Origin of the sequence: Pseudomonas sp. Z3-6, from assembly GCF_051131985.1 — a bacterium.
In the GTDB taxonomy this organism is placed as follows: domain Bacteria; phylum Pseudomonadota; class Gammaproteobacteria; order Pseudomonadales; family Pseudomonadaceae; genus Aquipseudomonas; species Aquipseudomonas zanjanensis.
Map to the genome: position 1 here is coordinate 4,576,031 of NZ_CP071644.1, position 14,424 is coordinate 4,590,454.

The 14,424-nt window shown below is 61.1% G+C and carries 14 protein-coding genes; 7 read left to right on the forward strand and 7 right to left on the reverse strand.

Annotation, left to right across the window (positions count from 1 at the left end):
• Positions 1 to 205: 205 nt before the first annotated feature.
• Complete coding sequence (locus J3P88_RS19700; protein WP_434571113.1) at positions 206 to 370, forward strand: hypothetical protein; 165 nt, start codon at positions 206 to 208, stop codon at positions 368 to 370.
• Positions 371 to 530: 160 nt separating this feature from the next.
• On the opposite strand, the gene J3P88_RS19705 is transcribed toward J3P88_RS19700, so the two are convergent.
• Positions 531 to 1,031, reverse strand: a complete 501-nt coding sequence (locus tag J3P88_RS19705; RefSeq protein WP_186708554.1) for an MgtC/SapB family protein — start codon at positions 1,029 to 1,031, stop codon at positions 531 to 533.
• 140 nt (positions 1,032 to 1,171) lie between these two features.
• Here J3P88_RS19705 and J3P88_RS19710 point away from each other — a divergent pair, with 140 nt between their 5' ends.
• The 3 genes from J3P88_RS19710 to mapR all read left to right on the forward strand — a co-directional run bounded on the left by J3P88_RS19710 (position 1,172) and on the right by mapR (position 4,801).
• Positions 1,172 to 1,405 (forward strand): DUF3203 family protein, encoded by a 234-nt coding sequence (locus J3P88_RS19710; protein WP_434571116.1) that lies wholly within the window; start codon positions 1,172 to 1,174, stop codon positions 1,403 to 1,405.
• Positions 1,406 to 1,780: 375 nt separating this feature from the next.
• Positions 1,781 to 3,193, forward strand: a complete 1,413-nt coding sequence (gene ccoG / locus J3P88_RS19715; protein ID WP_434571118.1) for a cytochrome c oxidase accessory protein CcoG — start codon at positions 1,781 to 1,783, stop codon at positions 3,191 to 3,193.
• Positions 3,194 to 3,391: 198 nt separating this feature from the next.
• Positions 3,392 to 4,801: a GntR family transcriptional regulator MpaR gene (mapR, locus tag J3P88_RS19720; RefSeq protein WP_186730080.1), complete on the forward strand. Its 1,410-nt coding sequence runs from the start codon at positions 3,392 to 3,394 to the stop codon at positions 4,799 to 4,801.
• A gap of 149 nt (positions 4,802 to 4,950) precedes the next feature.
• Here mapR and J3P88_RS19725 read toward each other — a convergent pair whose 3' ends face one another.
• Together J3P88_RS19725 and J3P88_RS19730 are read right to left on the reverse strand one after the other, a co-directional pair.
• Positions 4,951 to 5,697 (reverse strand): SDR family oxidoreductase, encoded by a 747-nt coding sequence (locus J3P88_RS19725; RefSeq protein ID WP_186708540.1) that lies wholly within the window; start codon positions 5,695 to 5,697, stop codon positions 4,951 to 4,953.
• 78 nt (positions 5,698 to 5,775) lie between these two features.
• On the reverse strand, positions 5,776 to 6,654 hold the full coding sequence (locus J3P88_RS19730; protein WP_434571121.1) for a Dyp-type peroxidase: 879 nt from the start codon (positions 6,652 to 6,654) through the stop codon (positions 5,776 to 5,778).
• Between the two features lie 226 nt (positions 6,655 to 6,880).
• On the opposite strand from J3P88_RS19730, the gene ampC reads away from it, so the two are divergent.
• Positions 6,881 to 8,029, forward strand: a complete 1,149-nt coding sequence (gene ampC, locus J3P88_RS19735; protein ID WP_434571122.1) for a class C beta-lactamase — start codon at positions 6,881 to 6,883, stop codon at positions 8,027 to 8,029.
• Positions 8,030 to 8,206: 177 nt separating this feature from the next.
• On the opposite strand, the gene J3P88_RS19740 is transcribed toward ampC, so the two are convergent.
• The 4 genes from J3P88_RS19740 to J3P88_RS19755 all read right to left on the reverse strand — a co-directional run bounded on the left by J3P88_RS19740 (position 8,207) and on the right by J3P88_RS19755 (position 11,916).
• Positions 8,207 to 8,755, reverse strand: a complete 549-nt coding sequence (locus J3P88_RS19740) for a DUF4174 domain-containing protein (RefSeq protein ID WP_186730082.1) — start codon at positions 8,753 to 8,755, stop codon at positions 8,207 to 8,209.
• A gap of 136 nt (positions 8,756 to 8,891) precedes the next feature.
• Complete coding sequence (locus J3P88_RS19745; RefSeq protein WP_434571125.1) at positions 8,892 to 10,250, reverse strand: erythromycin esterase family protein; 1,359 nt, start codon at positions 10,248 to 10,250, stop codon at positions 8,892 to 8,894.
• 69 nt (positions 10,251 to 10,319) lie between these two features.
• On the reverse strand, positions 10,320 to 11,105 hold the full coding sequence (locus J3P88_RS19750) for a sulfite exporter TauE/SafE family protein (RefSeq protein WP_186708523.1): 786 nt from the start codon (positions 11,103 to 11,105) through the stop codon (positions 10,320 to 10,322).
• A gap of 106 nt (positions 11,106 to 11,211) precedes the next feature.
• A complete protein-coding gene (locus J3P88_RS19755) occupies positions 11,212 to 11,916 on the reverse strand; it encodes a hypothetical protein (RefSeq protein ID WP_250964640.1) in 705 nt (234 codons plus the stop codon).
• 341 nt (positions 11,917 to 12,257) lie between these two features.
• Here J3P88_RS19755 and J3P88_RS19760 point away from each other — a divergent pair, with 341 nt between their 5' ends.
• Both J3P88_RS19760 and J3P88_RS19765 read left to right on the forward strand, forming a co-directional pair.
• Positions 12,258 to 13,406 (forward strand): aldose epimerase family protein, encoded by a 1,149-nt coding sequence (locus tag J3P88_RS19760; protein WP_434571127.1) that lies wholly within the window; start codon positions 12,258 to 12,260, stop codon positions 13,404 to 13,406.
• 161 nt (positions 13,407 to 13,567) lie between these two features.
• Positions 13,568 to 14,389, forward strand: a complete 822-nt coding sequence (locus tag J3P88_RS19765; protein ID WP_186708516.1) for an aldo/keto reductase — start codon at positions 13,568 to 13,570, stop codon at positions 14,387 to 14,389.
• Positions 14,390 to 14,424 lie beyond the last annotated feature (35 nt).

Genomic DNA, 14,424 nt, shown 5'->3' on the forward strand with positions numbered 1-14,424 from the left:
CGCTCCTTTTACGCCCCATGGACGCGCTTGTGGCGGTAAAGGCCCAACGGGTCCCTGAAAAAACTCACTTAAACTCCGAACCGGAACGACGGCTAAAAGTTCAGCGGGATTTGCCCCCGGGATGCATCCGGGATCAAACCCGGCGCTGGGTGGTCAACAACCATAAGCACGACTCAAGCCATGTGCGTTACGGAGACCCGTCCCGATGAGTATTCCCATCCCGGCCGAAACACCCGATCCGAACATCGACAACCCCACCATGCCCCCGCCCAGTCCTGATCCCGAGCCGATTCCCGAGGAAGACCCGCCGCTGGATCCGCAGCCGCCCAAGGGTGACCCGCCCAGCGAGAAGCCGCCGGAGCGGGTTTGATTCAAGCGTAGTGATAAAGGAACAGGATGACGAAAAAACCTGTGGGAGCGGGCTTGCTCGCGAAAGCGGCGTGACAAGCAATATCTTCATCGACTGACACACCGCCTTCGCGAGCAAGCCCGCTCCCACAGGGTTGTGTGTGTTCAGGCTGGTTCTCGTGTCACAGCTTGTCGTCCTTTTCCAGCGCCCGGACGATCATCGGCATCACACTGAAGATCGCCAGGGCCAGCACTGTGCTGAGGACTGCCGTGGCTTCCCGCCCCAGCCCAGCCGCAACGCCGATGGCGGCTGTCATCCAGAGGCCGGCCGCCGTGGTCAGGCCCTTGACGTGACTTTCGTCGCCGTCGTTGTTTTTCAGGATGGTACCGGCGCCGAGAAAACCGATGCCGGCGACCACACCCTGTATCACCCGGCTCATGGCATCGGCCTGGGACCCGGACATCTGTGGCACCAGGACGAACAGCGCCGCCCCCAGGGCCACGAGCATGTGGGTACGCACACCGGCCGCCTTGCCCTTGTGTTCGCGCTCGAAACCCAGGATGCCGCCCAGCAGCGCGGCCATGACCAGCCGCACCGTGACCCGGGTCATCTGCTGGGCATCGGTGATGTCGGCGAATTCCGCCTGCAGGGTTATCCAGACTTCATGCCACCAGGCGTTCATTGACAGTCCTCTTTTGCGTTGGATAAACGATGGACCGCAAGCGAAGCCAGAGGTGCAGCCGACCGCTGATCAGGCGCGACGAACCCTGGCTACCGGGCTGCGCCTAATGTTCAGGACATAACAAAGGAAGTGCTGCTGCCATGCCTATACGTATCGAAAAACAGACCTGCTATTTCGACAGCATCGCCGGCTCGCCACAGCGCCCCGCCAGCGAGCTGACCATTAAAACCGACCCGAAAAAGGCCATGTCGTTCGTGGAACTCGATGACAACCAGGTCTACATCACCGAGCCCGAAGCCGATGCCCTCACCGTGGCCGGCGCGGTCGACGAGCGCAGGCACCTCAAGGCCACGGACAGCGGCTCGGCGATCTGAGCCCATCTACCAGAGCAATAAAATCCCAGTGGTCAGAGCAATGTAGCCCTTGTGGCGAGGGAGCTTGCTCCCGCTGGGCTGCGAAGCAGCCCCAACACATCGCGACCGGTGTATCAGGACGACCGCGTTGCAACTCTTGGGGTTGCTTCGCAACCCAGCGGGAGCAAGCTCCCTCGCCACAAAGTGTTTAACGCCCAACCGTCGGTGCGTCAGCCTAAAAGGCGTTGTTTGTCCATCCATGGGTGCATCAAAGTGTCGCAGCGCCTGGGCTTCGCGGCATCTGATCCGGTTTTTATCGAAACACCTGAGTCTGTTATGCAAACAGTTCCATGGTCATAGTGCACCGGCCAGATAGAGGCTGATGAGCGACCGACCATGAGCGATAGAATCCCCGTCCAGTTGATACAGACGTTCGAACCTGCGCCAACCAAGATCAAGGCCAGGACCACCGACGCCCTGATCCACACCCGCAGCTTCACCGGCTTGTTCCGCACCTTGCGCATCAGCGGTGCGGGGGTTCTGTTCCTGCTGTTCTTCGGCACGGTGTGGTTGAACTGGGGCGGCCGCCAGGCGGTGCTCTGGGACCTTTCCGAAAGCAAATTCCATATCTTCGGCGCGACCTTCTGGCCCCAGGATTTCATCCTGCTGTCGGCGCTGTTGATCATCGCTGCCTTCGGCCTGTTCGCGATCACCGTGTTTGCCGGTCGCGTGTGGTGCGGCTACACCTGCCCACAGAGTTCCTGGACCTGGCTGTTCATGTGGTGCGAGAAAATCACCGAAGGCGAACGCAACCAGCGGATCAAGCTGCAAGCGGCGCCGTGGGGCCTGAACAAACTGTTGCGCCGCAGCGCCAAGCACACCTTGTGGTTGGCCATCAGCCTGCTCACCGGCCTGACGTTCGTGGGCTACTTCACGCCGATCCGCCCCTTGGCCGAGGAACTGCTGACCCTGCAAATGGCGGGCGTGAGCTTGTTCTGGGTGCTGTTCTTTACCGCCGCCACCTACCTCAACGCCGGCTGGCTGCGTGAGGCGGTGTGCATGCACATGTGCCCTTATGCACGTTTTCAGAGCGTGATGTTCGACAAGGACACCTTGACCATTTCCTACGACACGGCCCGCGGCGAAATCCGCGGCCCGCGCAAACGCGAGGTGAATCCGGCCAATATTGGCCTGGGCGATTGCATCGACTGCCAGATGTGCGTGCAGGTCTGCCCCACCGGCATCGACATCCGTGACGGCTTGCAGATGGAATGCATTGGCTGCGCCGCCTGCATCGATGCCTGCGACTCGATCATGGACAAGATGGGTTACGCCCGTGGCCTGATCAAATACACCTCCGAACATCAATTGCAGGGGGGCAAGACTCACCTGCTGCGCCCGCGACTGATCGGCTATACCGCCGTGCTCCTGGTGATGATCGGCGCGCTGGCCGTGGCGCTGGTGCAACGGCCCATGGTGTCACTGGACGTCAGCAAGGACCGCGGCCTGTTTCGCGAAAACAGCGCCGGCCAGATCGAGAATATCTACAGCCTGAAAATCATCAACAAGACCCAGCAGCGCCAGGACTATCAGCTGTCCCTGGTGGACGGCGACGGCTTCGTCCTGCAGGGCAAGACCCGGTTGAGCCTGGCCCCGGGGGAAATCGTCGATGTGCCGGTGTCGGTGGCGATGCTCAGCGAACGGCCCGGCAAAGGTTCCCTGGAAATGACCTTCAAGGTCGCCGACAGTGACGAGCCGGACAACAACAGCGTGGCCAAGAGCCGTTTTGTCGCACCGATGAATCGGTGAAGCCGTAAGATGCCGGGCACCTGTGGGAGCGAGCCTGTGAGGGCAAGCCTGTGGGAGCAAAGCTTGCTCGCGAAGAACGATGACACGACCTTACTGTTGATTTGTGTCGCCTGTATCGCGAGCAAGCTTTGCTCCCACACGCTCGCTCCCACAGTTTAAAAAGCGCAAACCACGCGTCATTCGAGACTGGGCCCCACCATGAAACGCTACGAAAAATTCGCCGACGACATCGCTGAACTGATCCGCTCGGGCATGCTGGGGCCGGGCCAGCGCGTGCCGTCGGTGCGCTACGCCAGCCAGACCTACGGCGTCAGCCCGTCCACGGTGTTCCAGGCCTATTACCTGTTGGAGCGACGCGGCATGATCCGGGCCCGGCCGCGCTCCGGCTACTTCGTCAACACCCATGCACCGAGCCCGTTTTCCGAGCCGGCGATCAGCAGCCAAGTGCACGAGTCCACCGAAGTCGACGTCAGCGAGTTGGTGTTTTCAGTCCTGGATTCGATCAAGGACCCGAACACCGTACCGTTCGGCTCGGCATTCCCCAGCCCGACGCTGTTCCCGTTGCAACGGTTGTCCCGCTCGCTGTCCAGTGCAACACGGGACATGGACCCGCGGATGGTGGTCACGGACATGTCACCGGGCAATCCGCAACTGCGTCGCCAGATCGCCCTGCGCTACATGGTTGGCGGGCTGATGCTGCCCATGGAAGAACTGCTGGTCACCAACGGCGCCCTGGAAGCCTTGAACCTGTGCCTGCAAGCCGTGACCGAGCCCGGCGACCTGGTGGCGATCGAGGCGCCGGCGTTCTATGCCAGCCTGCAGGTCCTGGAACGGCTCAAGCTCAAGGCGGTGGAGATTCCGGTCCACCCACGCGACGGTATCGATCTGGACGTGCTGGAGCAGACACTGGAGCGTCACCCGATCAAGGCCTGCTGGTGCATGACCAGTTTCCAGAACCCCATGGGCGCAACGATGCCCGAGGAACGGAAACAGGCGCTGGTAGAGTTGTTGCGTCGTCATCAGGTGCCGCTGATCGAGGACGACGTCTACGCCGAGCTCTATTACGGCCAACAGGCCCCCAAGCCCGCCAAGGCGTTCGACACCGAAGGGCTGGTGATGCATTGCGGTTCGTTCGCCAAGAGCCTGGCCCCGGGTTATCGCATCGGCTGGGTCGCCGCCGGGCGCTACGCGCAGAAGATCGAACGGCTCAAGCTCATGACCTCGCTGTGCGCCTCGATGCCGGCCCAGGCCGCCATCGCCGACTACCTGCAACACGGTGGCTACGACCGTCACCTGCGCAAGCTGCGCTACGCCCTGGAAGAACAGCAAAACGCGATGCTCGCCGCCATCGCCCGCTATTTCCCGGCCCAGACCCGGGTCAGCCAGCCCGCGGGTGGCTACTTCCTGTGGCTGGAGCTGCCCGAGCAGATGGATTCGCTGAAGCTGTTCCAGATGGCCCTGGCCCAAGGCATCAGCATCGCCCCGGGCCCGATCTTTTCACCGACCCGGCGCTTCAGGAATTGCATCCGCTTGAACTATGGCAGCCCGTGGACTGAAGCCTCGGAAAAGGCCATGGAGACGTTGGGGCGGATTATTCGATCGTTTTGAATACGATGTCGCTCTGAAAGTTGCCTTCGCGAGCAAGCCCGCTCCCACAGTGGATCTACTGCGTACATGAAATATGTGACCGCGGGGGAACAATGTGGGAGCGGGCTTGCTCGCGAAGAGGCCAGTGCAGACAACGAAAAACCCCGAGGTCAGCGCCCGCCCCCCAAATCCACAAACGTCCCGGTCGCATACGAAGCCTTGTCCGACAGCAGCCAGATAATCGCCTCGGCCACTTCATCCGGACGCCCGCCACGGGCCATGGGAATCGCCGACTCCAGCTTGCTGACCCGATCCGGATCGCCGCTCAGGGCATGAAAGTCGGTGTAGATATAGCCGGGACGCACCGCGTTGACGCGAATGCCTTCGCCGGCCACTTCCTTGGACAGGCCGACAGTGAAGGTGTCCAGCGCGCCCTTGGAGGCCGCGTAGTCGACATATTCTCCCGGCGAGCCCAGGCGGGCGGCCACCGACGAGACGTTGACGATGCTGCCGCCCTGCCCGCCATGTTTGGGCGACATGCGCAGCACCGCGTGCTTGGCGCACAGGATCGGCCCCAGCACGTTGGTCTTCAGTATCTTGAGGATGCGGAATTCGGACATTTCATCGAGTCGGGACTTATGGGCAACCGTACCGGCGTTATTCACCAGGGCGGTGACACGTCCCAGTTCGGCATCGACCCGATTGAACAGGCCGATGACTTCATCTTCGATGCTCACGTCGGCCCGCACGGCAATTGCCTGTGCGCCCTTGGCCCGAACCTGTTCGAGCACCTCTTGCGCGGCACTTTCATCAGACTGGTAATTGATGCAGATCCGATAGCCCGCTTCGGCAGCCAACAGCGCCGTGGCCGCCCCGATTCCGCGGCCGCCACCGGTGATGACGATGACTTTATCCACGCTTGCTTCTCCCCATTCCACGGATAGACGTGCGGCCCAAGAATAGCGTTCACGTCACGCTTTGCAAAACCGCTGCGCTTACCGGGCCAGGGCGCGCAGATCCAGGCGTCCATCCAACAGCGGCGGGCACCAGTAGTAACCACCGGTGATCGGCCGGCTCATGCGATACAGGCCATCGGTGATGCCGTCTTCCAGGCCACTCATGCGCCGCAATTGCGCCTCGAAGGCATCGAGGGAGAAACCAAACGCCAGGAACATCAGCCCAGCACGGTCGCCTTCGATCCAAGGCATGGAACGCCGGACCACGAAGGCCTCCGGGGCGAAGCTCTCCTGGGCGGTGCGCTTGACGTGAGCCGATTCCGGCGCGTCGTCGAGTTCTTCGTTGTCGCTCAGGCGCCGGCCCATGATGTTGTCGCGCTCATGGGGCTGCATCGCCGCGAAACCGTCCAGGTCGTGCTGCCACTGCTGGATCGCGGCGAAACTGCCTCCGCGCAACCCATCGGCGCCCTGGGCCAGGGCGGCAGCGATGGCCGCTTCGTCGTGAGGGTTTTCGGTGCCGTCTTCATAGCCGGTCAAATCGTGGCCGGTCATGTGGCGGAAGGTTTCGTTCATCTGCACCAGGCGCAGTGCCGGGGCCAGCGCCGCTTCGATGGCGCGACTGCGGTGCATCAGCTCGCCGCGGTCTTCACCGTGCAACCAGCACCACAGGGCATGCTGAGTCGAGGGGTTGTCCACGCCGACGCCGGCCAACGCAGGAAAAGCCCGCAGGCCATCGACCTCGGCGCCCAGCGCCTGGACCAACGATTCGCCGAAGCCGACCACGGCCCGGCCATCGAGCAGCAACAGGAGTTTGTCTAGCGCAGCCGGCAGTGCCTCGACCGATTCCAAGGCAAAAAACAAATGACGGGCCTGAGGCGGAACAGGGGTGGCGAGAATGCCGGGCTGGTAGTAACTCATGTGAACTCCTTTAGAAAGAGCGCAAGTTTACCCGGCAGCCGCCGCTTTGTGTGGTTTGGCTTGAAGCCTGGCCGCGTCGGGCAACCGGCGATTTTGTAGGAAGGTTCCCCCCGCCCTATAGGAAGACTCAGAAACATGCCTCAGCCTTGATAGCCTCGGATTGCCGGGCAGCCAGAAACGCCCTAGATTGTCCCCCCTCCAGGAAGGCCAACGAGAGCGCTGCACCATGCACATTGCCAGATCGATACTCGCCGGGACTCTTCTCCTGGCCTGCGGGACGTCCACAGGGTTTGCCCAGGAGCGCATTGAAGACACGGTCAATGCCGTCATCCAGCCACTGATGAAACAACAGGACATCGCCGGCTTGGCCGTGGCGATCACCTACAACGGCCAACGCCATTATTTCAACTACGGCGTGGCCGCCAAGGACACGAAAAAGCCGGTCACCGACCAGACCCTTTTCGAAATCGGCTCGGTCAGCAAGACCTTCACCGCCACCCTCGGTGCCTATGCCCAGGCCCGGGGAAAACTGGCCCTGACGGATCCGGCCAGTCGCTTTGCCCCTGAGCTGCGCGGCAGCGCCTTGGAGGGCAGCCGCCTGCTCGATCTCGTTACCTACACCGCTGGCGGCCTGCCCTTGCAGTTTCCCGACGAGGCGGATCATCCGGACCGGATGTTCAGTTATTACAAGACCTGGAAGCCGCTCTACCCGGCCGGCACCCAGCGACTTTATTCAAACCCGAGCATCGGCCTGTTCGGTTATCTGGCGGCCCGCAGCCTGGGGCAACCTTTTGACGAAGTGATGGAGCGCACGCTGATGCCGGGGTTGGGCCTCAAGCACAGCTATGTCCGGGTACCGCAGGATCAGATGGACCGATACGCCCAAGGCTATGCAAAGGACGGCAAGCCCGTGCGGGTCGGCCCTGGCGCCCTGGACGCCGAGGCTTACGGGGTGAAAACCAGCTCGTCGGACCTGCTTCGTTTCATCGAGGCCAACCTGCGACCTGAAACACTGGACGCGGATTTGAAGCAGGCCATCGCCACGACCCACACCGGTTTCTACAGGGTTGGCGGGATGAACCAGGGACTGGGCTGGGAGTACTACCCCGCGCCGTTCAGCTTGGATGACCTGCTCGCCGGCAACACACCGCAGATGGCCCTGACGCCTCAAAAAGTCGAACCTTTGAACCCACCCCTTCCAGCACCGGACGGCGCCTGGATCAACAAGACCGGCTCCACCAACGGTTTTGGCGCGTATGCGGCGTTCGTGCCTGGCAAGGACATGGGGATCGTCATGCTTGCCAACAAGAACTACCCGATCGAGGAACGGGTGAAGGCGGCGCATCGGATCCTGATGGCGTTGGAACAGCAATAACTCATGACGCCTCGGGGTGATGAGTTTCTCTGTGGCGAGGGAGCTTGCTCCCGCTGGGTCGCGCAGCGGCCCCAAACCAGTCATTCGATAATCCATTGAAAAAAAGCAGAGGGCTGCTGCGCAGCCCAGCGGGAGCAAGCTCCCTCGCCACAAAAGCGGCCTCGGCGCTAGCGGGAGTCAATCTTCCAAAGGCTTCGGCGCCGCCGCCGGCTTGGCGGCCTTGCCAGGCTTGGTGCCTTTCGCATCCTTGGCCGGTGCAGGCTCGGGCGTGGGAGGGGGCGCTGGTGGCGTTGCTTCTTTTTCCGCGGCGGGGAGTTTATCGACGGTGTCGAAGAGGTCCTTCAATTCAATCGCGCCGGAATGCTCGAGTTTCTTTTCCCCGTCCTTGCCCACCAGGATGATCTTGGTCTGGGCACCGGCGCCCAGCTTGAGGGAGCGAATCAGTGCCATGGTGCTTTGCGGGTCCAGGTCCTTGCCATCGCGCTGGCCGATGGTATTGAGCACGGTGTAGAGCACCATGTTGCGCTCGGAAAAACCCTGCTTGCCCGCCGGTTCATCCAAGGCCTTTTTCAGGCTGACCCAGGCCGGGTCGACCGTGCTGGGTGCAATGACGATCAGGGAACGCGACTTGCCGACTTCCGCCACCAGAGGGGAGTCGCCATCGGCAGCGAACAGAGGGCCGGCGATGGCCAGCAGGGTAGCGAAGGTCAACGACCGAATGAGCATGCGCCTCTCCTTTTGATAGTTACGCTGTACTGATTGCACAGGGCGGCGATTGTTCCGCGAGCGTCGCCCGATACTGCGCCTGCCTGCCTTGAAGCTTAGGCGAGCACGTTCATTGCGCAACCGCCCTGCACAGCGTTCAGAGGCCAAACGGGAACGTATCCTCCTCGTGTTCCAGGACCTGCGGCGCCGGCAATGGCGTAACGGCTTCGCTCTGTTCGAACCAGAGCCAGGCGTCGAACTGCTCGGCCAGCACCGCTTCGAAATAATGGCTCTGACGCTCGGTTTCAGGGCGGTAGATCACACCAATCGCGCGTTCGAGCAGTGGTTCGGACAGCGCGTCCAGGAGCGCCTCGTCAGGATGGGTGCGCCATTGCGTCAACGAGGCACGCACACCGGCCTGGAGGAATTGGTGCTCCCAACTGCCGGGCAGCGCTGGCCGCACCTGTTTGATCTTCATCGGCGCATCCCAGTCGTCCGCCGCCGCGACACTGCCACGGTCGGTGCCCATGCCCAGCAACACCGCGCTGCGGCCATAAGCCATGCGGCAGAGCTGGCCAATATTGAACTCCCCTTCCCAGCCCATGCGTGTCGCGGCAGCATTGCCGATGTGGGAGTTATGCGCCCAGACCAACGCCTTCGCATCAGTGCCCCGATGCTCCAACAAGGTTTGCAGGGTGTCGAACATGTGCCGGTCCCGCAGGTTCCACGATGACTTGCCGCCGCGGTACATGGCTCGGTAGTACTGTTCGGCGGCGCGCACGACCCGGGCGTTCTGGGTGGCGCTGAAGAAGGCCTCATCATCACTGATCATCGGATCCAGGCGTTTGGCCAACAAGCTGTTGAGCTGCTCGACTACGGCGTCTTCACACGTTGCCAGGTTGCCGCGCTCGGTGAAGTGACCATACAACGCCGGGTCGTCGTGCCAGGGCGTGAGGCAGCCATAACGGTGACGGGCATCACGGGCCATGTCCGGATGGCTGGTATCCAGATAGTTCAGCACCTCATCGATGGAGTGACGCAGGCTGTAGACGTCCAGGCCGCGAAACTCCACCCTTTGCCCCATGGGCTGCTCCAGATTGTAATCGCGCAACCAACGGACGAAGCCTTGGACTTCGCAATTGCGCCACATCCAGGTCGGGAATCGGGCGAATGCCTGCTGCTTCCACGCCGACGGCCCCAAGTCGCGTACACAGCGGTCGATTTGCCCGGCATCGGGCCAGTCCGCTTCGACGGCAACGATATTGAAACCGTGGCGCTCTATCAGGTGTCGGGTAATGGCGGCACGGGTCCGATAGAACTCATGGGTGCCGTGGCTGGCCTCGCCAATCAACACGACCTTGGCATCAGCGAAGCGATCGAACATCTCACCAAAGGCCGGGCTGTCCTCGGCAGGCAGTGGCTCGGCGTGGTGACGCAGGATATCGGCAATGTCGGTGCGAGGCTCGGCGCCACGCCGGCGTAGTCGTTGCAGCAGATCTCTGGCTGGGCTGTTCATGGGTCTTGGCCTCATCAGTACCTGGTTTACAGGTATGACTGTGGCTATGGACCCATGACTCCGATCAAATCAGAACGCGAGTTTGAAGCCGATCATCGCCAGCATCACCGCCAGGCAAGGCCGTAGGACCTCATCGGAGATGCGTCCCGACAAATGGCTGCCCAGGTAGATCCCCGGCAACGAACCGATCAGCAGGAAACCCAGGATATGCCAATCCATGTTGCCCATGCTCGCATGGCCCAGGCCTGCCACCAGGGTCAACGGCACGGCGTGGGCAATCTCGGTGCCCACCAGGCGCTTGGTGACCAGGAACGGATAAAGAATGAACAGCGCCACAGTGCCCAGGGCGCCAGCACCGATGGAGGTCAAGGCAACCATCGTGCCCAGCACCAGGCCGGTGATAACCGTCAGCACATTGAGTCGTGAACCGGAGGGGTTGTAATGACCGCCAGCACGATCATGGGCGAATTGCAGCAGGCGCTTCTTGAACAGGATCGCCAGGGCGGTGGCGAACAACACAAAGCCCAAGGCTTGTTTGATCACCGCGTTCATAGCGTCGGGCGAGCTGTGCAGGCTGCTGAGAAACCACAGCGTCAAGCCGACCGCCGGCACGCTGCCCAGGGTCAACCAGCCGGTGATTGCCCAATCGATATTGCGGTTTTTTGCGTGAACCAGGACACCGCCAGATTTGGTAATGGCCGCGTACAGCAGGTCGGTGCCCACCGCTGTCGCGGGGTTGATACCAAACCACAACAGGATCGGGGTCATCAGTGAACCACCGCCAACGCCGGTCATTCCAACGATGAAGCCGACCACCAGGCCCGCAACGACTAAACCGACATTACCGAAATCCATTGAACCCGTCTCGACACGACCGCGTGAAAAATCTGGCCGCGAGCATAGCGATTTTTCTTATAACCCCCTATATCGATGTGATCTATCTTTATTCCTTTTTCTCAGCTCACTGGACCGGCAGGAAGTTGAGGAACAGCAGGCTCTGGGCGTAGTTCAAGCCGATGCGCCGGTAACGCTCATCGAGCATCTGGGTCAGCAGGTCCAATCGGGCGACGATTTTGCCGAACTCCACGGCGAAACTAAGGTTGCTGCCCTCCTCCGAAATCTCATTGGAAAACAGCAACGGCGTGCCGTCCTTGTTCTGCCGCTGACTGAGCAGCCAAGTGGCTTTTTCGATGTTGCGCGCCGCGTTGCTGACAAAACGCGGGTCGATGGTATCGGTCATGTAGAACTCGAGGCGATTGCCATGAGCGGTGACCAGCATGCTGCCGATGGCGTAGATGAACGCCCCGACCCGATCACCGAGAAATTCCGGGCTCATGGCATAGCTCAGGGCGGCCAAGTCCTTCTTGCCCCCCAACGTCGGCAAGGGTTGTTGCTGCTCGATGGCCATGCGCACCTGTTTTTCCGCGGTGCGGGCGTCGAGAAAGCCGGACTTGCGCAGTTCCTCGGGGTTGCGCAGGTACAGCTTGCTCATCAGCAGGTAAAGGCTTTGCAAGTTGTCGTGCATCGACAATGTCGCCATGCGGTCGACGCTGGTCTGCAAGAACTCCTGGGGCCTGGCTTCGCTGAACTGCGTGACCATGTCCTGCCCCTGCTGATGGCTGCAGCCGCCGCTGAACAGCATCGACACGCCAACCAATCCGGCCATGCAGGCTTGGCGCAACCTCGTCACAGAAGAAAAAACACCGGCCATCGAGTCTCAATCTAGGCATGGGGAAGCGATGGGGGTCGCCGCTTCCAGGCCAAGGATAGAGCTGTAAAAACCGCAAAAGTGCGACGCCCGAGGTGAAAGCGTTCGCTTGGGCAAGCCTCGTTTCGCTCAATTAGTCTTACTTTTTAATTGATAAATCCCGATTTATAGCTATAAATCCATTTCCTAGCCGTAAATAGAAAGACTACTGAACAGAAAAACCTTCATCGTTGTCCGACCAAGTAACGGACTCGACCGCGTTAAAACAACAACAAAACAACAGGAAGGAAGGTCACACCATGCTTGAATCCAGACATCTGCTCACGGCCCTCGGAGTCTCTCTGATGATTGCCACCTCCTCCCAGGCCGCCGGCCTGACCAATGAACGCGTTGCCTTCGGCAAGACCGACGACGGCACCGCGGTTGAGAAATTTGTCCTGCGCAACAGCCACGGCATCGAGGCGACCGTCATCACCTACGGCGGGATCCTCCAGTCGCTGATCGTGCCGGACAAAAACGGCATGACCGCTGATGTCGTGCTCGGCTTCGACGATGTGCGGGGCTACCAGAAGAACGGCAGCGTGTATTTCGGCGCGACCATTGGCCGCTTTGGCAATCGCCTGGCCGGTGGGGCGTTCGAGCTGGATGGCAAGCGTTACCAGGTGCCGCAGAACGACAAGGACAATTCCTTGCACGGTGGGCCACAAGGGTTCGACAAACGTGTTTGGAAAGCCGAACCGAGCAATGACAAGGATTCGGTGGGCGTGACCCTGACGTACCTGTCGGCGGACGGCGAAATGGGCTTTCCCGGCAACCTGAAGACGGATGTCACCTACAGCCTCAACGACAAGAACGAGCTGCGCATCGACTACAAGGCCACCACCGACAAGCCGACCGTGTTGAACCTGACCAACCACAGCTATTTCAACCTGGCGGGTGCAGGCAACGGTGACATTCTCAAACAAGTCGCGACCCTGCAGGCGGCCCGTTACACCCCGGTCACCGGCAAACTCATCCCTACCGGCGAGCTAGCCCCCGTGGCCGGCACACCGATGGATTTCACCAAGCCCACCGCCATCGGCACGCACATCAAGGCTGATCACCCACAACTCAAGTTCGCCGAACCGAAACAGGGCGGCTTCGATTTCAACTGGGTGCTGGATGCCAAGGGCGATGTGGACAAACTGGCCGCCGAGGTGCATGACCCGCAGTCCGGACGACTCCTGCAGCTCTACACCAGCGAGCCTGGCGTGCAGTTCTACACCAGCAACTTCCTCGACGGCACCGTCAAGGGCAAGCAAGGCAAGGTGTATCCGCATTGGGGCGCGTTCACCCTGGAAACCCAGCATTACCCCGACTCGCCAAATCAGCCGGACTTCCCTTCGACGCGGCTTGATCCGGGCCAGACCTACACCCAGACGATGGTATTGAAGTTCTCCACGAAATAGAAAAGCTGCGCAACACCGGTAGGAGCTGTCGAGCGAAGCGAGGCTGCGATCTCTCCCCAGACAATTGAGTCTGGAGCGAAAAATCAAAAGATCGCAGGCTTCGCCAGCTCCTACTATCCTGCTGTCCATTGGATGATGGATCAGCACAACAGGAGAGAGTCATGAGGACGCTGGAATTGGCGGGTGTGTCCGTACCGGTCATTGGCCAGGGCACCTGGCGCATGGGTGAAGAACCGTCCCATCACAAAAAAGAAGTGGCCGCCCTGCGGTTAGGGATCGAACTGGGCATGACCCTGATCGACACTGCAGAGATGTATGCCGAAGGCGGTGCCGAGACCGTCGTCGGCGAAGCGATCACCGGCTTGCGCGACCAGGTGTTCCTGGTGAGCAAGGTCTATCCCCACAACGCCAGCCGCAAAGGCATTCCCCTGGCCTGCGAACGCAGCTTGCGCCGGCTCGATACCGATTACATTGATCTTTACCTGTTGCACTGGCGCGGCCAGTACCCCTTGGAAGAAACCGTCGAAGCGTTCGAGCGTCTGCGCGAAGAAGGCAAGATCGGCCGTTGGGGGGTGTCGAACCTTGACGTCGATGACCTTGAGGAGCTGGCTTCTCCGGCCTGCGCCACCAATCAAGTGCTGTACAACCTGCAGGAACGCGGCATCGAATTCGACCTACTGCCTTGGTGCCAGCACCGACGCATGCCGATCATGGCTTACTGCCCTGTCGGCCAGGGCGGGCACTTGCTCAAGGATCACACCCTGGGGCAAATTGCCGAGCGCCATCGCGCAACATCGGCCCAGATAGCACTGGCCTGGTTACTGCGCCAGGACAACGTGATTGCCATTCCCAAGGCGGTGAAGCCTGAGCATGTGCGCCTGAATGCCGAAGCGGCCAACCTCAGGCTCGAGCCCCAGGACCTGGCCGCCCTCGACCTGATCTTTCCCCAGCCCCAGGGCAAGCAGCGGTTGGCGATGGTGTAGTCCTCGCAAATCAAACGCTTTTTGTGGCGAGGGAG

Bases quoted from the DNA above. Each gene is read 5' to 3' on its own strand.
- J3P88_RS19755 (WP_250964640.1), bottom strand. From the start codon at position 11,916: ATGGCCGGATTGGTTGGCGTGTCGATGCTGTTCAGCGGCGGCTGCAGC.
- J3P88_RS19710 (WP_434571116.1), top strand. From the start codon at position 1,172: ATGCCTATACGTATCGAAAAACAGACCTGCTATTTCGACAGCATCGCC.
- J3P88_RS19705 (WP_186708554.1), bottom strand. From the start codon at position 1,031: ATGAACGCCTGGTGGCATGAAGTCTGGATAACCCTGCAGGCGGAATTC.
- ccoG (WP_434571118.1), top strand. From the start codon at position 1,781: ATGAGCGATAGAATCCCCGTCCAGTTGATACAGACGTTCGAACCTGCG.
- J3P88_RS19740 (WP_186730082.1), bottom strand. From the start codon at position 8,755: ATGCTCATTCGGTCGTTGACCTTCGCTACCCTGCTGGCCATCGCCGGC.
- J3P88_RS19760 (WP_434571127.1), top strand. From the start codon at position 12,258: ATGCTTGAATCCAGACATCTGCTCACGGCCCTCGGAGTCTCTCTGATG.
- ampC (WP_434571122.1), top strand. From the start codon at position 6,881: ATGCACATTGCCAGATCGATACTCGCCGGGACTCTTCTCCTGGCCTGC.
- J3P88_RS19745 (WP_434571125.1), bottom strand. From the start codon at position 10,250: ATGAACAGCCCAGCCAGAGATCTGCTGCAACGACTACGCCGGCGTGGC.
- J3P88_RS19750 (WP_186708523.1), bottom strand. From the start codon at position 11,105: ATGGATTTCGGTAATGTCGGTTTAGTCGTTGCGGGCCTGGTGGTCGGC.
- J3P88_RS19700 (WP_434571113.1), top strand. From the start codon at position 206: ATGAGTATTCCCATCCCGGCCGAAACACCCGATCCGAACATCGACAAC.
- mapR (WP_186730080.1), top strand. From the start codon at position 3,392: ATGAAACGCTACGAAAAATTCGCCGACGACATCGCTGAACTGATCCGC.
- J3P88_RS19765 (WP_186708516.1), top strand. From the start codon at position 13,568: ATGAGGACGCTGGAATTGGCGGGTGTGTCCGTACCGGTCATTGGCCAG.
- J3P88_RS19730 (WP_434571121.1), bottom strand. From the start codon at position 6,654: ATGAGTTACTACCAGCCCGGCATTCTCGCCACCCCTGTTCCGCCTCAG.